Consider the following 19,546-nt stretch of genomic DNA (forward strand, 5'->3'; position numbering starts at 1 on the left):
GTTGAAAAAGTCCGGCGTAGCCCGTAGGGGAGTGCCCTGCGGAGTCATCAGACCCTCCCTTGGGCCAGGAGCACCATGACCCTCCCAACTCCATCTGCGGCTGTCTCCCTCGACGTGTCCGACGAGTCCGTCCTGAAGTCGACCACTTCCGGCGATTCGAAGGGCAGCGAGGGACGTTCACCCGGGCGTCTCGCCTGGAAGCGCTTCAAGCGCGACCGAGCAGGCGTCATATCCGCCTGTGTCGTGATCTTCTTCTTCGTGATCGCGATCGCGGCGCCGCTCATAGCCAAGCTGTACGGCAAGAACCCGTACACCACCTACGCGAGCCAGGACCCGAGCCTGCTCGACGCCTTCTCGTACCCCGCGGGGCCGAACGGCGGCATGAGCAGCGACTTCTGGTTCGGCATCGAGCCCCAGCTCGGCCGGGACGTCTTCACGTTCCTGCTGTACGCGATCCGGAACTCCCTGGGCATCGCCCTCGCCGCCGCCATCCTCACCACGGTCGCCGGTGTCGTGATCGGCATCACGGTCGGTTACCTGGGCGGCAAGACGGACTACATCGTCGGCCGGATCATCGACATCCTGCTGTCGTTCCCGTCGACGCTCTTCTACATCGCCTTCATGCCGGTCGTGTACAGCATCTGGGTCGCGCCGGACGACGACATCCCGACCTCCCTGCGCGCCGCCTCCCTGATCATCGTCATGGCCTTCTTCGGCTGGGCCTCCCTCGCGCGCCTGCTGCGCGGTCAGGTACTCGGCCTGCGTGAACGCGAGTTCGTGGAGGCGGCGAAGGTCACGGGTGCGTCTCCGATGCGCATCGTCTTCAAGGAACTGCTGCCCAATCTGTGGACGCCGATCCTCATCCAGTCCACCCTGATGGTCCCGCTTTACGTGACTGCGGAAGCGGGTCTGGCCTTCCTCGGCGTCGGCATGATCGACCCGACCCCCGACTGGGGCGTGATGATCGGCCGAGGTGCCCAGTTCTACAGCCAGGACATCACCTTCATGCTCTTCCCGGGCATCTCGATGGTGATCTTCGTACTGGCCTTCAACCTGCTCGGCGACTCGGTGCGCGACGCGCTCGACCCGAAGTCCAAGCGGTAACGCAGTTCCACCCGGCACGGGGCGGTGACACCCGGCTGGTCCAGTCAAGTTCCGACCAACCTTCTAGGCAGGCTCAAGCATGTCTTTTTCCCGTAGAAACTTCCTGATCGCCACCGGTGTCGCCGCGGCCTCCACCAGCGTGCTCACCGCCTGCGGCGGTGGCGGCAGCTCGTCCAAGGACAGCGCCCCCTCGGTCGGCAAGACCAAGACCACCAAGATCGACGTCGGCACCAAGGCCGACTCCACCGGTCCGGCCCCCGAGGTCGAGGGCGCCGTCAAGGGCGGCACGCTGTGGTCGCTCGACCAGCAGGACATGGACCACCTGGACCCGGCCCAGATCTACTCCTCGACCGAGTCCGCCATCACCGTCCCGATCCTGCGCGGTCTGACCGGCTACAAGATCGACGACAAGGGCGGCGCCATCCTCGTCGGCGACCTCGCCACCGACGCCGGCACCATGAAGGACGGCGGCAAGACCTGGTCCTTCACCCTGAAGGACGGCCTCAAGTGGGAGGACGGCGCCGACATCACGATGGACGACGTGCGCCACACCTTCGAGCGCCTCTTCGCGTCCTTCATCACCCAGGGCCCGCGCTACGTCCAGAACTTCCTCGTGGGCGGCAAGGGTTACAAGGGCCCCTACGACGGCAAGCACCTGAAGTCCATCGAGATCTCGGGCAACACCGTCACCTTCCACCTCAACCAGGCGCGCGGTGACTTCAACTTCACCCTCGCCATGCGTGGTTACGCCCTGGTGCCGAAGAAGCACGACACCAAGGAGAAGTACGACAAGCGCCCGATGGCGTGCGGCCCGTACATGATCGGCGACCGCAAGATCGGCAAGTCCCTCACCTACGTGCGCAACCCGCACTGGGACCCCAAGACGGACTCGATGCGCAACGCGTACCCGGACAAGTACATCTTCCAGTTCGGCTTCCAGCCCGTCGCCTCCACGGACCGCTTCATCGCGGACCGCGGCAACGACCAGTACGCGATGACGATCTTCAACGAGGTCGCGGCCGAGCGCACCGCCCAGGTCCTCACCAACGCGAAGCTCAAGGAGCGCGTCGTCACCGCGGTCGACCCGGTCACCTACTACTGGGCGATCAACACGACCCGGATCAAGGACGTCAAGGTCCGCCAGGCCATCAACTACGCCTGGCCGTCGCAGGAGCTGCAGACGATCCGCGGTGGCCGCGCCACCAGCGAGATCGCCACCACGATCCTCAGCCCGGCCACGCCCGGCTACCAGGACTTCGACCTCTACGGCAAGACCAAGAAGCCGGGCGGCGACCCCGCCAAGGCCAAGGCCCTGCTGAAGGAGGCCGGCAAGCTCGGCCAGAAGCTGGTCCTCGCCTACCAGCAGTCCGACAACTCGGTCAAGCAGGCCGTCCAGATCAAGAACTCCCTTGAGGCCGCCGGCTTCAAGGTGGTCAACAAGCAGGTCGACAAGACGACCTTCTACACGCAGATCAGCCACCTGGACAACGGCTACGACATGTTCGCCGCCGGCTGGAGCCCGGACTGGCCGGCCGGTTACTCGGTCTTCTTCCCGTGCTGGGACGGCAGCCAGGTCATGGAGGGCGGCACCAACTGGTCGCAGCTCAACAACACCAGCGTCAACAAGGCGATCGACGCGGCCTCGAAGATCACGGACCCGGAGAAGGCCAACAAGGCCTGGGGCGACATCGACCGCCAGATCATGGAGCTGGCGGCCTGCGTCCCGGACTACCACTCCATCCGTAACTGGATGCACGGCTCCAAGGTCGGCCACGTCGTCTACGACAGCGCCAACACCTGTGTCGCGCTCTGCAAGATGTACGCGATGAAGTAACCCAGCTGTACCCCTGGGGGCGGCCATGACCTGGCCGCCCCCTCCGGCCCACTCCCCTCACCCCCGGCGACGGCGCCCCGTCCGGAAAGTCACGCCCTCATGCTCCGCTTCCTTGTCCGCCGAGTGCTCGGCGCGCTGGTCATCCTGCTGATCATCAGCGCTGTCGTCTTCTGGCTGTTCTACGCCATCCCGCGTGACCCGGCCATCATGTCCTGCGGCAAGAACTGCACGCCCGACATGCTCGCCAGGGTCCGGCACAACCTGGGCATCGACCATCCGGTCCCGGTCCAGTACTGGTACTGGCTGAAGGGCATCTTCGTCGGGCGCAGCTACGGGGACTTCGGTGACTGCAGCGCGCCGTGCCTCGGATACTCGTTCGCCAACCGCCAGCCCGTCCTCGGCACCATCCTGGACCGGCTCCCGCTGACCCTCTCCCTCGCCTTCGGCGCGGCCGTGGTCTTCCTGGTCTTCGGTATCGGCGCGGGCATGCTCGCCGCCGTGAAGCAGGGCAAGTGGCAGGACAAGCTGGCCAGCTCGGCGTCGCTGATCGCGTCCTCGATGCAGATCTACTTCGTCGGTTACATCGCGATGTACCTGCTCGTCGCGAAGTGGAACCTGCTCAGCAACCCGTCGTACACGCCGCTGACCGACAACCCGCTCGAATGGGCCTCCGGTCTCCTCGTGCCCTGGCTGGTGCTGGCCCTGATCTTCACCGCCAACTACACGCGTATGACGCGCTCCCAGATGGTCGAGTCGATGACCGAGGACTACGTCCGCACGGCCCGCGCCAAGGGCCTGCCCAGGCGGAACGTGTTCTTCCGGTTCGCCTGGCGCGGTGCGATGGGCCCGATCGTCACCATCTTCGGCCTCGATCTCGCGGTGCTCATCGGCGGCGCGATCATCACCGAGACCGTCTTCAGCCTGCAGGGCGTGGGCCGGCTCACCATCGAGTCCGTGGACAAGTCCGACCTGCCCATGGTGCTCGGCGTGACCGTGCTGTCCGCCGGCGCGATCGTGATCAGCAACATCGTGATCGACGCCGTCTACGCCCTCATCGACCCGCGGATCCGGCTCGCCTGACCTCCGCCCCACCCCCGACCCTCGCATCACCCCCAGGAGCGTCCCCGTGACGAGCACCGATCAGCAGCCGTTCCTCTCCGTCAAGGACCTCAGGGTCCACTTCTCCACCGAGGACGGCATCGTCAAGGCCGTCGACGGACTCAGCTTCGACCTGGCCAAGGGGCAGACCCTCGGCATCGTGGGCGAGTCGGGCTCCGGCAAGTCCGTGACCAACCTGACGATCCTGGGCCTCCACGACCCGGACCGCACGTCGATCGACGGCGAGATCCTGCTGGACGGCCAGGAACTGCTCACCACGCGTGAGCGGGATCTGGAGCGGCTCCGCGGCAACAAGATGTCCATGATCTTCCAGGACGCCTTGGCCTCGCTGTCGCCGTACCACACCATCGGCACGCAGATCGCCGAGACGTACCGCAAGCACACCGGTGCCTCCAAGTCCGAGTCCCGCAAGCGCGCGATCGAGATGCTGCGCCGCGTCGGCATCCCGCAGCCGGACATGCGGGTGGACGACTACCCGCACCAGTTCTCCGGCGGTATGCGCCAGCGCGCGATGATCGCCATGGCGCTGGTCTGCGACCCCGAGCTGCTGATCGCCGACGAGCCGACCACCGCCCTCGACGTGACCGTCCAGGCGCAGATCATGGACCTGCTCAAGGACCTCCAGCGGGAGTTCGGCACCGCCATCATCTTCATCACGCACGACCTCGGTGTCATCGCCGACATCGCGGACGACGTACTGGTGATGTACGGCGGCCGGTGTGTGGAGCGCGGCACCAAGAAGGAGGTGCTGAGCGACCCCCAGCACCCCTACACCGTCGGTCTGCTGGGCTCCATGCCGAGCCTGAACGGCCCGGTGGACGTGCCGCTGTCACCGATTCCCGGCTCGCCGCCCTCGCTGCTCAACCCGCCGTCCGGCTGCCGCTTCCACCCGCGTTGCGCGTTCGCCGACCAGGTCGCGGACGGCAGGTGCTCCAAGGAGCGGCCGGTGCTGGAGGTCAGCGAGGGCCGTGGCTCCGCCTGCCACCTCACCCAGGAGCAGAAGCAGGAACTCTTCGCCGAACACGCCGCGAACCGGCACCACTGACGGACACGAGACGGGACTTCACGACCATGAGCAACAACCCCCTCCTGGACGTCTCCGGGCTGACGAAGCACTTCCCCATCAAGGGCGGCTTCCCGATCCGGCGGACCGTCGGTGCGGTGCAGGCGGTGGACGGCCTGGACTTCCAGGTCTCCGAGGGCGAGAGCCTGGGCCTCGTCGGCGAGTCGGGCTGCGGCAAGTCGACCACCGGCCGGCTGATCACCCGCCTGCTGGAGCCGACCGGCGGCAAGATCCTCTACCGGGGTCAGGACATCACCCACGCGAGCCGCAGGGGTCTGGCGCCGATCCGGTCCGAGATCCAGATGATCTTCCAGGACCCGTACGCCTCCCTGAACCCCCGCCAGACGGTCGGCAAGATCATCTCTGGCCCGATGGAGATCAACGGCATCAACCCGGCCGGCGGCCGGGAGGCGCGGGTCCGTGAGCTGCTGGAGATCGTCGGCCTCAATCCCGAGCACTACAACCGCTTCCCGCACGAGTTCTCCGGCGGCCAGCGCCAGCGCATCGGCGTCGCCCGCGCGCTCGCCCTGGAGCCGAAGCTGATCGTGGCGGACGAGCCGGTCTCGGCCCTGGACGTCTCGATCCAGGCGCAGGTCGTCAACCTGCTCCAGAAGGTCCAGAACGAGCTGGGCATCGCGTTCGTCTTCATCGCCCACGACCTGGCGATCGTCCGGCACTTCTCCCAGCGCGTCGCGGTCATGTACCTCGGCAAGATCGTGGAGATCGCCGACCGCGCGGACATCTACGACAACCCGCGCCACCCGTACACCCGGGCCCTGCTCTCCGCGGTCCCCGAGGCGACGGTGGACGAGGAGCCCCGCGAGCGCATCCGCCTGGTCGGTGACGTCCCGTCCCCGATCAACCCGCCGTCCGGCTGCCGCTTCCGCACCCGCTGCTGGAAGGCGACGGAGAAGTGCGCGACCGAGGCCCCGCCGCTGGTCCAGGTCGAGGGCAACAAGCCGGGCCACCTGACGGCCTGCCACTACCCCGAGACCGGCGAGACGGTTCCGGCCCCCCGCGCCTCCACGGAGACGCTCGGCAAGACCCTCTCCTAGAACCCCGACGCGGCGGCCGGCACACCCCTTTACCGCCGGCCGCCCCGTACGGAACGGACCTTCCCGGCCCATTGACCCGAGCCCAAGAACGTCCGCTCCAGGGGACGAAGACCCGCGCTTACCCAGGCGCGGGTCTTCTTCTTGCCCGGCCGGCCGCCAGATCGCATTCTTGAACGCGTTCAAAATCTCTGGGATGCTGGGCCGGGCCGCGAGAGGCGGTACGGACGGGAGGAGCCGGTCATGGTGAGTTCGCTGCTGATGCCGCGCGGGCGGCCCCGGGCGGCAGACGCCGCGGACCGTGCGGCGCCCGGCTCCACGGCGCCGACGCCGATCCTCGACTGGGAGCATCCCCGGGTCCTGGCCGCCGTACGGAGCATCGCCGGCCCAGCGGGCGGTGAGCCCGCCGTGGCCGCTCTCCGCCGCGCGCACCGGTGGATATCCGCGGAGGTACGGCCGGTGTACTCGGTGGAGGAGGCACGGCCGGTCTCGGAAGTCCTGCGGCTCGGACGGGGCTCGTGCAGTCAGCGGATGGCCGTCCTGGAGGCGGTGGCCAGGGCCTGGGGCGTGCCCACCCGGGTTCGCGGTCTCGTCGTGGACGGCACGTTCTGGTACCCCCGCTTTCCCCGGCTCCGCCGCCTCGTCCCCCACCACGTGGTCCTGGCCTGGCCGGAGTTCCACGTCGACGGGGCCTGGCTCCCAGTGTCCCGGCTCTTCGCCGAAACCACCGCCGCCCGGTCCACCGGGGAATTCACGAACTCCGGCACCGAGACCCTCTTCGAGGCGCTGTCGCGGACCGGCATCGACTGGGACGGGGACGGATCGAGCGCCTGCCCGGCATCAGCCGGCCGCTGCGACCTCTCGGCCCACCTCCGCCTCGACCTCGGCCGCTTCGACTCCCGCGACCAACTCTTCGCCCGACACGGCCAGACGCTGTGCACCGCGGCACGCTTCCTGGCCGAACCGGTCCTGGGCCGACGGGCAGCCGGCGTGTGAGTGGAAGGTTCGGGCCACGTCCGTCGCCCGAGAACCCCAGGGCCGCTCAGGCGGCCTTGAGTTCGCACCACACGAACTTCCCCCTGTTACCGAATCTCGCCGAGGGCTGCCACCCCCAGTAGTCCGCGCACGCCTTGACCAGGCCCAGGCCCCGGCCGTCCTCCAGCTCGGTGACTTGGCTGAGCGGTTTCGGTGGCTCAGGAGGGGCCGGGTCGGTGTCCCACGCGCCGATCCACACCACCCCCTCTACGGTCCTGCGCACCCTGAGCGCCGCCGGCCCCTTCGTGTGCCGTACGGCGTTGGAGACCAACTCCGCCGCGAGGAGTTCGGCCGTGTCCACGAGCCCGATCAGACCGTGCAGGGTCAGGATCAGGCGCAGGGTGCGGCGGGAGACGGTCACTGCTCTGAGGTCGTTGGGGATGTAGAGGGTGTAGTCCCAGGTCTCGGTTTCGGGCATGCGGGATCAACTCCGGTGGTGTGAGAGGGGAAAGAGGGCGCGCGGTGGCATTGCCGCAGCCGTCTTGGCAGGGCGGAGCGGTGCGCTTCCAACGCGTGAGCAGTACGTCACTGACGGTAGGGGTCAATTTTGGTCCCGCGCAAGTCGTTGCCATAATCTGACGCCGAACGAGTCATCGCCCTACGGCAGTTGCCGGACCTGGAGGAAGCCATGCCACGCAGGCAGCAGGCCACTGCACGGCAGCAGCGCCTGGGGGCTGAGCTGCGAAAGCTTCGGGAGGCCGCAGGACTCAAAGGGCGTGAAGCCGCAGCGCTGCTCGGTACCGATTCCGCTCAGGTGAGCCAGTTCGAAGCGGGCCTGGCGGGTGTCAGCGAGGAGCGCCTGCGTCGGATTGCGGGGCACTACGCCTGCACGGACGCGGATTTGGTGGACGCGCTGGCCACGATGACGAGCGATCGGACACGCGGTTGGTGGGAGGAGTACCGGGGCCTCCTCCCGACCTCCTTCCTGGACCTGTCGGAGCTGGAGTACTACGCCGCCTATCGGCGAGACGTGGAGTTCCTGCACGTTCCCGGACTGCTCCAGACGGAGAACTGCGCACGGGCACTCTTCTCATCCCGGGTTCCAGAACTTCCCGAGGACGAGCTGGAGCTGCGGGTTCAGCACCGCATGCAGCGGCGGGCCATCCTGGAGAAGCCGTCACCGACCGCGTACGAAGCGGTGATGCACGAGGCGGCGCTCCGCATGATGGTCAGCAGTCGCGCTGACGCACACGCTCAACTCGCCCGCGTCCTGGAGCTCTCCGAAGCGGAGCACATCACGGTGCGGGTGATTCCCTTCGCCCTGGAGCACTTCATCGACCTCGGCTCCGCCATGGTGTACGCGGGCGGCACAGTACCCAAATTGGACACGGTCGTACGCGACGGACCCCATGGCACTGTCTTCGTCGACTCCGAAGCGCAACTGGAAGTGTTCCGAACACACTTCCGTAGAGTGGAGGCGGCGTCGCTCACCCCGGCGCGATCGCGGGACTTCATCCACGGACTCTCGAAGGAACTGTGAGGCACCCATGGACAACGTCGATCAATGGCGCAAGTCGTCCTACTCCGGAGGCGGCGACGGCAATGCCTGTGTTGAGATTGCCCACCGGCGCTCCCACGTAGCGGTCCGCGACTCCAAGGCCCCGGCCAGAGCAACCCTCACCTTCCCGAGCGGAGCATTCGTCCCCTTCCTTGACGCGCTGAAGGCCACGCGCCCAGGGCACTGACGTCACGACCTCATCCATGGACTGCCCAAGGAGCTGTGATGCGCATGTCCCCTCTGCCCGACACCTGGCGGAAGTCGTCCTACTCCGGGAGTGGTGACGGCAACGCCTGTGTCGAGATCGCCGAAGGCACCACCCACATATCCATCCGCGACTCCAAGAACCCGGCCCACAGCACGCTCACCGTCCCCGCCGCCGCCTTCACCCCCTTCGTCAACGCCCTGAAGGTCACGCCGGTTTGATCAGCGGTGCGTCCCGGGAGAGTTCTCGGAAGCCGACGCCGTAGAAGAGGGTGCGGGCCTTGGGGAAGCCGGGGGCGCCGAGGCAGGCGACCGTGGCGTGGGTGGCGCCGGCCTCTCGTGCCCGGTGCATGCCGTGGAGGAGCATCGCTCGCGCCAGGCCCTGGCGGCGGTAGTCGGGGTGGGTGCCGACTGGTTCGAACTCGGCCGTGTGGTTCGCCTCGTCGAGCCACATGATCGTGGACGCCGCGAGCGTGCCGTCCGGGGCCTCGATCAGGATGTGCAGGTCGGGGCGGTAGCCCGCCGTGTGCAGGAGGCCCTGGTAGGACTCGGTGGTGAACGAGGAGGGGGCCCAGGCGTCGACGTGGGCGCGGACCGCGGCTTCCGGGCCGGTCTCCTCGGCGGTGCGGAAGCGGAAGCCGGCGGGGAGGACGGGCCGGTCGATGTCGGTGAGGTCCCGTTCGTTGAGCTGGGTCCAGGCGCCGGTGTCGCCGAGTGCGGCCGGGTCGGTGGTGTAGCCGTGGGCCGTCCAGCGGGTCAGGGCGAACTCGTCGGCGGCGCTCGGGATCACCGAACGCTCCAGTCCGGCCGCCGTACCCTCGTACCAGTCGATCACCGCGTCGACCAGCCCGGTGTGCGCGGGATGGACCTGGTACGTCAGGGAGGCGCCGGTGACCTCCCTGACCGAGCCGTCGCCGCGCCGCACCCGGTGCGGGAGGCGGGCCCAGCCCCACGCGACCAGCTCGCCGTCGGCGAACCACAGCCGGCGCGGCCAGCCGCTGCCCTGGGCGGTGTGGTCCTTGCCCCAGTTCCAGGCCAGCTCGCCGTACGTGGCCTCGCAGTTCAGCAGGTCCGGGCGGAGGGCGGTGACACGCTGGGCCAGGCCCTGCATCAGCTGGACGTCCGCGGCCGTGAGGAGCTCCAGGTTCGCCATGGTGGGCCACTGTCCCAGAGTCCCGCCGGAGCCGTCGAACGGTTTTCGGGCCCGGCGGGCGCGCCTACGCCGGGCCGTCCAGGCCGAAGACCGTGCCGAAGGGGTCGGTGAACTGGCAGATGCTGCGTTCCGCGCCGATGTCGAGCGGGCCCCGGTGGTGCGTGCAGCCGCGCGCCAGCAGGGCCTCGCGCGTGGCGTTCACGCTCTCCACCGCCCAGTAGACGACCGGGCTTCCGCCACGGGGGTTCCGCTCGTCGTCGGCCGGGTGGAAGCCCAACTCGACTCCCCCGCTGGTGTCGATCCAGGCGAACACGGACGTCCCGTCCCGGTCCACGTGTACCTCGGCCCCCAGGGTCTTCCCCCACCAGCGGGCGGAGGCTTCCGGGTCGTCGGCGAACACCATGACGGCCCGCACGCCTCGGACGGCGACGGCCGATGCCTGTGTAGTCATGATCAGATCATCGGGCCTGGCCGCCTCCGCCCGCCAGTTGATCGGCTCGCGGCATCGGCGCCGGGCCCTCGTGGTACCCCCCGTCCGCGAAGAGCAGGGTCCGGCTGGCCGTGCGGGCGTGGTGCTCGACCGTGCCCAGGATCAGGAGGTGGTCGCCGGCCGGTACGACGTCGTGGCGGCGGCAGCAGAGCAGGGCGGCGGTGCCGGGGAGGAGCGGTTCTCCGTGCGGGCCGGGACGCGTCACCAGGTCCCGGAAGCGGTCGCCGGGGGCGGTGAAGCGGGCTGCCAGGGGGCGTTGGTCCGCCGCCAGGACGTTGACCGCGAAGTACTCGGCCGTCGTGAAGGCGGATCTGCTGCGGGAGGACAGGGCCAGGCACCAGAGGATGAGGGGCGGGGCCAGGGACACGGACGTGAAGGAGTTCACCGTCACCCCGGCGGGGGCGTGGTGCGGACCGCCCGCGCAGGTGACGACCGTGACTCCGGTCGCGTACCGGCCGAGGACGTCGCGCAGTGCCCGCGCGCCGGTACCCCCCGGCGCGGCCCGCCGCGGCGCCACCGAGCCCGACCCCACTGCCGGACCCGGCCCCGCCACCGGGCCCATCCCCGCTGCCGAGCCCGACCCCGCCACCGAGCCCGACCCCACTGCCGGACCCGACCCCGCCACCGGGCCCATCCCCGCTGCCGAGCCCGTCCCCGCCACCGAGCCAGTCCCCGGCGCCAAGCTGCTCCCCGCCACCGAGCCGGTCCCCGGCGCCGGCTCGGTCGCGGCCCCGGCCTCCGCTCCCGCTGCCCACTCGGCCGCGGACCCGGCTTCCACCCCCGCTGCCCACTCGGTCGCGGCCTCGGCCTCCGCCCCCGCCGCCGCTTCGGACGCCGTCCCCGCCTTCACCCCCGGTGCCGTCGTCACGCCGCGTCCGGGGCGCGGAGTGTGGCCAGGGCCTCGGTGATCTCCGGGTCCTCCGGGTCGAGTACGGCGGCGAGTTCCAGGTCGGCGAGGGCCTCGTCGCGGTGGCCGGCCTCCTGGTGGAGCAGGGCGCGGTTGTAGCGCAGGGCGGGGTCCTTGGGGTCGAGGTCGACGGCCCGGGTGAGGTCGGCGAGGGCCTTCTCGCGGTGGCCCGACTCGTAGTGCACGGCGGCCCGGCCGGAGAGGGCGCTGACCAGCGTGGGGTCGGCGTCGATCGCGCGGTCGTACGACGCCTCCGCCTCGGCGAGTTCACCGGTCTCGGCGAGGGCCTGGCCGGCGGCGGCGTGCAGGTAGGCGTTGGCCGGGTCGAGGAGGAGGCCGGTGCGGGCGTCGGCGAGGGCCGCGGCCTGGTCGCCGGCGTCGAGGTGGATGCCGGCCCGGTTGATGTAGGCGTCCACGAACTCGGGGTCCTGCTCGATGACGTAGCTGAAGTCGGCCAGCGCGCCCTCCACGTCCCCTTCGGTCAGGCGCAGGTCGCCCCGGTTGTAGTAGATCTCCGGGAAGGGCGGGGAGAGGGTGAGGGCGCGGGTGTAGTCCGCCAGCGCTTCCTCGCCCCGGCCCTGGCGGCGGTACAGGTTGCCGCGTTCCAGGTAGTGCTCGGCGTGGTTGGGGTCCTGCTCGATGACGACCGCGTAGTCGGTGAGGGCCTCTTCGAGGCGGCCGAGACCCGAGTACACCCTGGCCCTGTTGTTCCGCAACACCGAGCGGTGCAGGCGGTGTTCGTCGGGGGTGAGGCGCCGGTCGAGGTCGTCGATGCACTCGGTGACCAGCCGCAGCGCCTCCAGCGGGTCGCCCAGGTTGACCTCCACGAGGGCGCGGCCGTTCTTGTAGAAGGCGCTCTGGAAGGCCTGGGCCACCCGGTCGGGCAGCAGCGACGCGGTGGCGATGGCACCGTTGAGCAGGGACTTGGCCTTGTTCTCGTCCCGGTCGGCGGGGTCGTTGTGGCGGGTGTAGAGCATGGCGGTGGAGTAGGCGCACGCCATGTGTACGGCCGGGTCGGTCGACAGCAGCCGCGCCTTGTCGTAGACGGCCTCGGCCTCCTTGGTCTCGCCGAGGATGGACAGGGCGAGGCCCAGCTGGACGGCGAACTTCCACCACTGGGCGGTGTCCTCGCGGCCGTCGACGAGTCGGTGGCCCCGGCGGTCATAGTCGACCACGGCGGTGTAGAAGCCGTTGACGAGGCAGTGGTCCGAGGCGGCCCACAGCGCGGGGAGGGCCTCGGTGGCCGGTGCGGTGCCGCGTTCCAGGTGGTACGGGAGCGCGCCCAGGGTGAGGGAGAACTCCGCCGCCTCGCGGAGTTCGGCCGCCCTGCGGTCGTGGAGGGCGGCGCGGTCGCCGGCCGGCAGTGCCTCGTAGGCGGTACGGGCCGCCTCGCCGGCGGGGCCGTCCAGCAGGCCGTCGGCGGCCACCCACTGCCAGGCGGGATCCCCCGCCGGCAGCGCCGGACCGGGCCCTGCCGGGGGCACGGGTACGGCCGTCGTGTGGCGGTCGAGCGCGGGAGCCAGGTCGCCGTCCGGGTCGGGGGCCTCGGCGCCGCACAGGACGACGGTCAGGGTGCCCGGGGCGACGCGGCGGATCAGGGTGGCCAGGAACTCCTGGTCGGTGGTCTCGGCGTGCTCGGCGTTCTCCACCACCAGGCGGCGGGGGCCGTCGTGGCCGAGGGCCGGCAGCGCGTCGCGGACGAACTCCGCCAGGCCGCCCGCGATGCGCCGGGTGCGGAGGCGGGCGTAGAAGCGGGTGCGTTCGGCGGGCAGCGCCATCGAGGTGAGCGTCTCGCGGGAGTTGGGCACGATCGACGACAACTCGGGTGCGGCCGAGAGGAGTTCGATGTCGTGACGGCGTACCAGGTCGGGGTCGGCGGCGAGTACGGCGGGGACGAGGGCGCGGGCGATGGTGCCGGCCGCGGTGTAGGGGCCGCGCAGCCGCCGGTGGCAGTCGACCGGGGGCAGCAGCGCGGGCAGGACCGGGGGCGGGAGCGGGAGGCCGTCGACAGCGGCGGCCCGGTCGTGCCGCGTGCCGCCCTGGAGCCTGAGGTGGGCGAGGGGCGCCGAGTCAGCCTGCTGCATGTGCGGTCTCCTTTGCGGTGGTGGCCGGGGCCTGTGTGCGGCGCCGCCATGCGCGGAGCGCCAGGTAGGCGGCGAAGACCGGCTCCCAGAAGTTGAGGGTGAGGAAGGTGAGGACGTCGGCGACGTTGGCCGGGGAGAGGTCGCTGCCGAGCTTGTGCACGGCGACCTCGGTCAGGCGGATCCCGGTGGGGATCGCCGCGGTCAGCAGCGTGACGGTGAGGAACAGGTAGCCGGCCGGCAGCAGCCACTGGTACCAGCGGGCGATCTGCCGGTCGCGTGTCCCCCAGGTGCTCTCGTCCACGAGCCGGTCGGGCCGGCGGAGCAGGCGCATCACGCGGTTGCGCAGCATCTGGCGGGCGGTGGTCTGCAGGTCGTTGCAGCCGAGCACGGTGATGGCGAGGTAGTACAGGTCGGTGCGCAGGAAGAAGTAGAACTGCCAGACGAGCCGCAGGACGACGGCGAACGCCATGGACAGCAGCAGCCGGTGGACCACCCCCGCGGCGCCGCCGGTGTCCGGTACGGCGGCCGCCCCGAGGGTCAGGCCGCTGATGACGAGTACGTCGACGATCATTCCGGCGAGCATCGGCAGGTACCGCTTGCGGCGGGGTACGGCGACCAGGCCGTCGAGCGCGGTCACGAAGACGACGTAGTAGAAGCGGCGGCTGATCGACAGGGTGGAGTTGAGGCCGAGGCGGCGTCCGGCGAGTGCGTGGGCGGCCTCGTGCAGCAGGATCCACGGCACCTGGCCGAGGACGATGCCGAGGGTGAGCAGGACCAGTGAGCTGCGGGTGAAGAACAGGTTCTGGTAGTGCGGTGCCAGTTCGGGCCGGCGGACCATGGCGACGAGGGCGGCGATCACGAGGGCGCCGTAGAGGACCCAGGCGACCGGGGAGAACACGGCGGTGCCGAGGCGCTGCCAGCGCACCGGGCCCGTGGGCGCGGCCACCTGTTCGCCGTCCTTGACCACGAGTTCCAGTTCCTCCAGTACTTCGAGGAACTCGGCCATGTCGACCTGCTCGCCGTACTGCTCGGTGTACCACCGCGCGGCCTCGCTGGGCGGGGTGCCGGCCTCCAGGCGGCGCAGCAGTTCGGCGCCGTCGGGCGGGAAGAGGCCGTAGGAGTCGATGTCGGCCCGGCCGACGGTGACTTCCTCGCCCTCCTCCAGGTAGGTGAGCGGGTGCAGTCGCACGGGCTGGTCGAGATCCGGGGACGGCGTGGTGGTCACTGCCTCACCTCACTGGTCGGGGGCCGGTGCGCGGTGCGCGCCGGGCCCGGGGGCCCGGCGCGCACCTGCCTGGGATCAGGCGGTCTGGGTACCGCAGCAGTACGTCGACGCGGCGGCGGAGGTCAGACGGACGGTCCCGGCCTTGCGCACGGCGATCTTCTTCATGGGGATCTCCTTCTCTGTGAAGTGGTGCACAGCGCCGCCGGGGTTCCGGACGGCGTACCCGATGCCTCGGGTGCTCTTGGGAGTGGGCGAGAAGGAGTACCGGGAATTACACGGAAGGTGCACGGACAGTTGCGCTGGAGAATCCGCTCGGGTATTGAACGAAGTGAACTCATCGAACGAGCTGAATGCAATGCGCAGGAGCCGAAATAATCACCGGGATTCCCGCCCCCCGATTCAACGTTCGACAGCTTTGCACCGGCTGGACAGGCATGTCAACGGGCCGAACGCGCAGTCGTGAGCGCAGCGTTACGCGCCTGAACCACCCTCGCGGAAAAGGGGAATTCAACGTTCAGTTAAGGGGGCAGGCGGCCGGTTCGCATACGGCGGCCGTCTCATGTGGTTGCACGGAAAGCACGGAGGGCCGGGGATACGGAATAGGGAAATCCCGGCCCGGAATGGGGGGCGATGATGAAATACGAGCTGGCCGGGCGGCTGGTGCCGGACGGAATGTGGAGCCTGGTCGAGCCGCTGCTGCCCGGGTTCGCCGGTCGCCGGCAGGGGGGCGGCACGGCGCCACTGGACGAGCGGCGGACGTTCACGGCTGTGGTCTACGTGCTCTCGTCGGGCTGCGCCTGGCGGGAGCTGCCGCCGTGGTTCGGGGTCTCCGCGGCCACGGCGCACCGGCGGTTCACCCTGTGGACCCACGCCTGCCTGTGGGGTGACCTGGAGCGGGCCGCCGTCGGCCATGCCGACGAACTGTGGATCGGTGACGTCGCGGCCGCCGCCCACCGGAGGGCGGCCTCGCGGCCGCTTCGGGCCGCCCCGCACGCCACCACGTGAGATGCCCGTTATGGGCGCTGGTGCCGGACTCCCGGACGGGCGTCGGCGGCGGTGTGCGCCGGGCGGACGTCGGGAGTCGGTCACCTCGTCACCATCCGTGGCCGGTTCCGATCGGCCGGGCGGGCAGCGGGAGCGTCTGTGACCGTCAACCGCCCGTCCACGTGGAGAGATTGAGAACTGGGTGGATCCTGACGCGCTGATCAGCAAGGTGTGTCAGACTGCCGCGGTGGTAGATCATTCGTTCGCCGATCTTTCGCTCGCCGCGTTGTACGACAGTCTCAATCCCTGGGGACCGGGGGACGACTTCTACCTGGGCCTGGTGCGGGACGCCGGGGCCGTGCTGGACGTCGGGTGCGGCACCGGGCAGGTGCTGCGCCGGGCCCGGGGCGAGGGGCACGGGGGCCGGCTCGTCGGGCTCGATCCGGCCGCCGCCATGCTCGTACAGGCGCGTCGGGCCGAGCCGGGCGTCGAGTGGGTGCTCGGGGATCTGCGGACGCGGTTATGGGAGGCGGAGTTCGAGCTCGTCGTCATGACCGGGCACGCGTTCCAGGTGCTGGTCGGTGACGAGGAGCTGCGGGCTGCGCTGCGGGCCGTGCGGGGCGCTCTCGCGCCGGGCGGCCGGTTCGTGTTCGAGACGCGGAATCCGGCCGCGCGGGCGTGGGAGGCGTGGACGCCGGACCGGGTGCGCGAGGTGACCACGCCGGACGGGGCCGTCGTACGCGTCCGGCACGAGGTGCTTTCGGCGCCCGCCGGGGACCGGGACGGGGACCGGGTGACCTTCACCGAGACGTTCGCCGGCGAGGGCTGGGACGGGGACCGAGTGAGTACGACGACCCTCCGCTTCCTGGGCGCGCGGGCCCTCGGGGACTTCCTCACCGAGGCCGGGCTCACCGTCGTGGAACAGTTCGGGGACTGGGGGCGTACGGCCCTCTCCCCCACCGCGCCCGAGATCATCACGGTGGCCGAGCGGACGTGAGTCCCGTGCGGACGTGAGTCCCGTGCGGACGTGAGTCCCGTGCGGACGTGAGTCCCGTGCGGACGTGAGTCCCGTGCGGACGTGAGTCCCGTGCGGACGTGAGTCCCGTGCGGACGTGAAGCGGCGCCCTTGCTCCGTCCCCGGCGAGGGGCGGGCAAGGGCGCCGCTGTCATGAGGGGCTACGGCCGTTCAGTGCCGGCCGGGACGGCCCCGCTTCGCGCGGAACAGGACGACGCCGGCGGCCAGGAGCACCGCGGCGGCGGCCGCGGCGAGCCCGATCTGGGTGCCGGTGTCGGCGAGGCCGCCCCCGTCACCGTTCGATCCGCCGTCGCCCCGGGGCGGGACGGTGGCCGGCGGGCTGTGGTGGCCGGGGCTGCTCGGCGCCGGGCTGCCCGGGGTGTGCGAGGGCTGCGGGGTCGGCTTGCCCGAGGGGGTCGGGGTCGGCGTCGGGCTGGGCGGGGTCGTACCGCCGTGGTCGCCCTTCGCGGCCCCGTTGCCGCCGAAGTACCCGGTGTAGGTGCTGCGGTAGCCGGTCTCCTCGCGCAGCGAGCGCTTGGTGGTCTTGTCCAGGGACGGGTGCTCCACCGTGAAGCGGGCCTTGCTGATCTTCTTCTCGGGCTGCTTGGAGAAGTCGACGCCGCCCACGCCCTGGTTGTAGACCTTGCCGCCGTAGCGGAGCTCGAACCAGTCGATGCCCTCGCGCAGGGACTTCAGGTACTTCTGGTAGGTGTCCTGCTTGGTCCAGTTCTGGTTGGGGGCGCGCAGCGGCCACCGGCCCATGTCGTTGCTGTTGATGATCGGCCGGAAGTCGGTGGCCTTCCTGGCGTCCTGCTGCCGGATGAACTCGGCGGCCACGCGGGACTTGTAGACGCGACGCAGGTCGGCGTACCCGGCGCCGGTGTTGACCTCCTTGTCGACCCGCGGGATCACGAACTGGCGCAGCAGGGCCTCGCTGGCGCGCTTCTCCGGTGCGGTGAGGTCGCAGACGCGGGCGCCCGGCGGGTGGTACTTGACGTCCATCCACTCGGTGGACACCTTCAGCGGGGCGTCGAGGATGTAGATGCCGCCGTCCTGCTCACGGACCTTCGCCGGCTTGGGCTCGATCCACAGCCGTACGGAGGGGAAGCAGGGCGTGCCGTCGCGCCGCGGGGCGGTGTCCCAGAACTTCTTCGCGTCCGGGTTCTTGTTGGGGTTCATGGCGTGCGCGAAGTCGGCCTTCATCGCGAAGTCGGACTCCAGCAGGACCCGGCCGGCGTCGGTCTTCGCGAACGTGGAGTCCATGATCTTGTCGGGCTGGTCCGGGTTGAGGTTGACCCAGAACTTGTCCGGCGTGAGCGCGAGCCAGGTGAACATGGCGTCGGAGGCGAGCTGGAGCTTGGCCCGGCCGCCGTAGCCCGGGTTGGTGTCCTCGTCGTCCACGTAGCCGGCCTTGAACGAGTAGTCCAGGGCCTTGCCCTTGACGGGGTTGCCGACGTACTGGAGTTCCAGGGTGGTGAAGTCGACGCCGCCGGGGCCCCGGCCGAGCGCGGAGCGGGTGTTGACGGCCTGGTACTGGCGCTGGATGGCCTTCGCCTCGGCCGGTGTCTTGCCGGAGCCGAACGCGAGGTCGTCGATGGGACCGGCCGACCCCTGCTTCGGGTTGGGGTTCATCACGTCGTACGTCTTGGTGTACTGCGTGGTGGGGTAGACGCCCTGGCCGGTGGCGTTGCGCTGGTAGATGCGGACCGGGTTGCCGGTCGTGCCGCGCTCGGCCTGCAGCTCGCGGTTCAGCTGCCCGTATTTGCTGACGGTGCCCTTGCTGGCCTTCTCACCGCCGTAGACGGTGAGCTTGCTCTTGGTGAAGTCGTGGTTGGCGTCCTTGTGCCGCAGGACGACGCTGTCGTCGCGGAACTGCTTGGACCGGTACTTCGCGGTGGACTTGAACTCGCCGAAGTCGACCTTCGTCCGCTGGTTGTACGTGTCGTACTTGCGGCGGGCGATGACCTTGCCGTCCTTGTCCTTGATCTCGACCGTGACCTCGCACAGCCAGTCCGGGCCGATCAGGTTGTAGTCGCGGACGGTCTTGGCCTCGAAGGAGGAGCCCTTGCGGTTGTTCTTCTGGTTGAGGATGAGCCGGTTCTTCAGCCAGTTCCCCCAGCCGATGTTGGGGTTCTTCGCCGTGGCCTTGAAGCGGCCGTAGCGGGCGTAGATGGCCCGCTTCATGTCGTCGGCGTCCTTGGACTTGGCGTACTCGGCGTCCCACTTGGCGATGTCGGCGTCCGTGTCGCCGGCCGCGGAGAGGTCGCCGGGGCTGGGGGCGGGAAGGTTGTCCCAGCCCTTGAAGGTGTTGTCGTAGAAGTACTGGCCGGGCGGGCCGTCGTAGACCTCCTCGAACTGGCCGCTGCCGACGGGCGCGCCGGAGTTCGGCGGGGTCGTGGCGTACCTCTTGCCGAGGTGGTATTCGTCGCAGCGCTTGCCGCCGATGATCTGCGCGGTGTCGCCGGGTGCGGCGTGGGCGAGCGTGGGCGGCAGTCCGACCAGCATCATGCCGGCCGCCGAGGCGACCGCGAACGCGGTCGCCAGCCGGCGGCTCAGCCGGACTCTGATGGGTGTGCTCAATGTCTGTCCCGGGTGGGGGGCACAGGGGACGCGGTCGGTGGGCGGGGATAGGGCCCCCGTGACATGTCTCCGCCCACTTCGCCTCCCACACTAGAACCACAGCCAACGCACAGCGCAACGGTTTCCGGCGCTACGGCGCGTCAACTCACAAATAATTCACGGGCGTTGATCGACATCGGATCGCCATCGGATCGTCGTC

Annotated in this window: 18 protein-coding genes; 11 read left to right on the plus strand and 7 right to left on the minus strand. The window is 69.9% G+C overall.

The features are described from left to right. Positions 1-75 precede the first annotated feature (75 nt). The 6 genes from DBP14_RS10540 to DBP14_RS10565 all read left to right on the plus strand — a co-directional run bounded on the left by DBP14_RS10540 (position 76) and on the right by DBP14_RS10565 (position 7,168). Entirely contained in the window at positions 76-1,104 is a 1,029-nt protein-coding gene (locus tag DBP14_RS10540) for an ABC transporter permease (RefSeq protein WP_206739248.1), read from the plus strand. A 79-nt stretch (positions 1,105-1,183) separates the two neighbouring features. After that, positions 1,184-2,938 (plus strand): ABC transporter substrate-binding protein, encoded by a 1,755-nt coding sequence (locus DBP14_RS10545; RefSeq protein WP_129306865.1) that lies wholly within the window; start codon positions 1,184-1,186, stop codon positions 2,936-2,938. Positions 2,939-3,037: 99 nt separating this feature from the next. Beyond that, positions 3,038-4,018 (plus strand): ABC transporter permease, encoded by a 981-nt coding sequence (locus DBP14_RS10550; RefSeq protein ID WP_129306867.1) that lies wholly within the window; start codon positions 3,038-3,040, stop codon positions 4,016-4,018. Positions 4,019-4,064: 46 nt separating this feature from the next. Further along, positions 4,065-5,102, plus strand: a complete 1,038-nt coding sequence (locus DBP14_RS10555) for an ABC transporter ATP-binding protein (protein ID WP_129306868.1) — start codon at positions 4,065-4,067, stop codon at positions 5,100-5,102. A gap of 26 nt (positions 5,103-5,128) precedes the next feature. After that, positions 5,129-6,175 (plus strand): dipeptide ABC transporter ATP-binding protein, encoded by a 1,047-nt coding sequence (locus tag DBP14_RS10560; protein ID WP_129306870.1) that lies wholly within the window; start codon positions 5,129-5,131, stop codon positions 6,173-6,175. A 240-nt stretch (positions 6,176-6,415) separates the two neighbouring features. Further along, positions 6,416-7,168, plus strand: coding sequence for a transglutaminase-like domain-containing protein (locus DBP14_RS10565; protein WP_129306872.1), 753 nt, complete (start codon positions 6,416-6,418; stop codon positions 7,166-7,168). Positions 7,169-7,214: 46 nt separating this feature from the next. On the opposite strand, the gene DBP14_RS10570 is transcribed toward DBP14_RS10565, so the two are convergent. Then, positions 7,215-7,625: an ATP-binding protein gene (locus DBP14_RS10570; protein ID WP_129306874.1), complete on the minus strand. Its 411-nt coding sequence runs from the start codon at positions 7,623-7,625 to the stop codon at positions 7,215-7,217. Between the two features lie 210 nt (positions 7,626-7,835). Between DBP14_RS10570 and DBP14_RS10575 the strand changes: the two genes are divergently transcribed. Genes DBP14_RS10575 through DBP14_RS10585 form a run of 3 tightly spaced genes read left to right on the plus strand, consistent with a single transcriptional unit; the run spans position 7,836 to position 9,131 of the window. Beyond that, entirely contained in the window at positions 7,836-8,687 is an 852-nt protein-coding gene (locus DBP14_RS10575; RefSeq protein WP_129306876.1) for a helix-turn-helix transcriptional regulator, read from the plus strand. A gap of 7 nt (positions 8,688-8,694) precedes the next feature. Further along, positions 8,695-8,892, plus strand: a complete 198-nt coding sequence (locus DBP14_RS10580) for a DUF397 domain-containing protein (RefSeq protein ID WP_129306877.1) — start codon at positions 8,695-8,697, stop codon at positions 8,890-8,892. 44 nt (positions 8,893-8,936) lie between these two features. Further along, positions 8,937-9,131, plus strand: a complete 195-nt coding sequence (locus DBP14_RS10585) for a DUF397 domain-containing protein (RefSeq protein WP_129306879.1) — start codon at positions 8,937-8,939, stop codon at positions 9,129-9,131. Here the strand turns inward: DBP14_RS10585 and DBP14_RS10590 are convergent. The 5 genes from DBP14_RS10590 to DBP14_RS10610 form a co-directional block, all read right to left on the minus strand. Next, entirely contained in the window at positions 9,118-10,062 is a 945-nt protein-coding gene (locus DBP14_RS10590) for a GNAT family N-acetyltransferase (RefSeq protein WP_129306881.1), read from the minus strand. The two genes, DBP14_RS10585 and DBP14_RS10590, sit on opposite strands and share 14 nt — an antisense overlap. A gap of 64 nt (positions 10,063-10,126) precedes the next feature. Next, positions 10,127-10,513, minus strand: a complete 387-nt coding sequence (locus DBP14_RS10595; RefSeq protein ID WP_129306883.1) for a VOC family protein — start codon at positions 10,511-10,513, stop codon at positions 10,127-10,129. A gap of 7 nt (positions 10,514-10,520) precedes the next feature. Next, entirely contained in the window at positions 10,521-11,069 is a 549-nt protein-coding gene (locus tag DBP14_RS10600) for a flavin reductase family protein (protein WP_206739249.1), read from the minus strand. A 347-nt stretch (positions 11,070-11,416) separates the two neighbouring features. Further along, complete coding sequence (locus DBP14_RS37275; protein WP_129306885.1) at positions 11,417-13,543, minus strand: tetratricopeptide repeat protein; 2,127 nt, start codon at positions 13,541-13,543, stop codon at positions 11,417-11,419. Further along, positions 13,530-14,768: a hypothetical protein gene (locus DBP14_RS10610; protein WP_129306887.1), complete on the minus strand. Its 1,239-nt coding sequence runs from the start codon at positions 14,766-14,768 to the stop codon at positions 13,530-13,532. The genes DBP14_RS37275 and DBP14_RS10610 overlap by 14 nt, the downstream gene beginning before the upstream one ends. 630 nt (positions 14,769-15,398) lie before the next feature. On the opposite strand from DBP14_RS10610, the gene DBP14_RS10615 reads away from it, so the two are divergent. Together DBP14_RS10615 and DBP14_RS10620 are read left to right on the plus strand one after the other, a co-directional pair. After that, entirely contained in the window at positions 15,399-15,773 is a 375-nt protein-coding gene (locus DBP14_RS10615) for a transposase (protein ID WP_129306889.1), read from the plus strand. A 226-nt stretch (positions 15,774-15,999) separates the two neighbouring features. Then, the gene (locus DBP14_RS10620) at positions 16,000-16,749 is read left to right on the plus strand and encodes a class I SAM-dependent methyltransferase (protein WP_129306891.1); all 750 of its coding nucleotides are present in this window, start codon (positions 16,000-16,002) and stop codon (positions 16,747-16,749) included. Positions 16,750-16,938: 189 nt separating this feature from the next. On the opposite strand, the gene DBP14_RS10625 is transcribed toward DBP14_RS10620, so the two are convergent. Then, complete coding sequence (locus tag DBP14_RS10625) at positions 16,939-19,347, minus strand: hypothetical protein (protein WP_129306892.1); 2,409 nt, start codon at positions 19,345-19,347, stop codon at positions 16,939-16,941. Positions 19,348-19,546: the final 199 nt, after the last annotated feature.

Source organism: Streptomyces sp. L2 (assembly GCF_004124325.1).
GTDB lineage: Bacteria > Actinomycetota > Actinomycetes > Streptomycetales > Streptomycetaceae > Streptomyces.

What these genes read in the sequence shown, in the direction of transcription:
- DBP14_RS10585 (WP_129306879.1), top strand. Translation starts at nt 8,937, where the DNA reads ATGTCCCCTCTGCCCGACACCTGGCGGAAGTCGTCCTACTCCGGGAGT.
- DBP14_RS10590 (WP_129306881.1), bottom strand. Translation starts at nt 10,062, where the DNA reads ATGGCGAACCTGGAGCTCCTCACGGCCGCGGACGTCCAGCTGATGCAG.
- DBP14_RS10565 (WP_129306872.1), top strand. Translation starts at nt 6,416, where the DNA reads ATGGTGAGTTCGCTGCTGATGCCGCGCGGGCGGCCCCGGGCGGCAGAC.
- DBP14_RS10570 (WP_129306874.1), bottom strand. Translation starts at nt 7,625, where the DNA reads ATGCCCGAAACCGAGACCTGGGACTACACCCTCTACATCCCCAACGAC.
- DBP14_RS10615 (WP_129306889.1), top strand. Translation starts at nt 15,399, where the DNA reads ATGATGAAATACGAGCTGGCCGGGCGGCTGGTGCCGGACGGAATGTGG.
- DBP14_RS10560 (WP_129306870.1), top strand. Translation starts at nt 5,129, where the DNA reads ATGAGCAACAACCCCCTCCTGGACGTCTCCGGGCTGACGAAGCACTTC.
- DBP14_RS37275 (WP_129306885.1), bottom strand. Translation starts at nt 13,543, where the DNA reads ATGCAGCAGGCTGACTCGGCGCCCCTCGCCCACCTCAGGCTCCAGGGC.
- DBP14_RS10580 (WP_129306877.1), top strand. Translation starts at nt 8,695, where the DNA reads ATGGACAACGTCGATCAATGGCGCAAGTCGTCCTACTCCGGAGGCGGC.
- DBP14_RS10550 (WP_129306867.1), top strand. Translation starts at nt 3,038, where the DNA reads ATGCTCCGCTTCCTTGTCCGCCGAGTGCTCGGCGCGCTGGTCATCCTG.
- DBP14_RS10575 (WP_129306876.1), top strand. Translation starts at nt 7,836, where the DNA reads ATGCCACGCAGGCAGCAGGCCACTGCACGGCAGCAGCGCCTGGGGGCT.
- DBP14_RS10540 (WP_206739248.1), top strand. Translation starts at nt 76, where the DNA reads ATGACCCTCCCAACTCCATCTGCGGCTGTCTCCCTCGACGTGTCCGAC.
- DBP14_RS10545 (WP_129306865.1), top strand. Translation starts at nt 1,184, where the DNA reads ATGTCTTTTTCCCGTAGAAACTTCCTGATCGCCACCGGTGTCGCCGCG.
- DBP14_RS10595 (WP_129306883.1), bottom strand. Translation starts at nt 10,513, where the DNA reads ATGACTACACAGGCATCGGCCGTCGCCGTCCGAGGCGTGCGGGCCGTC.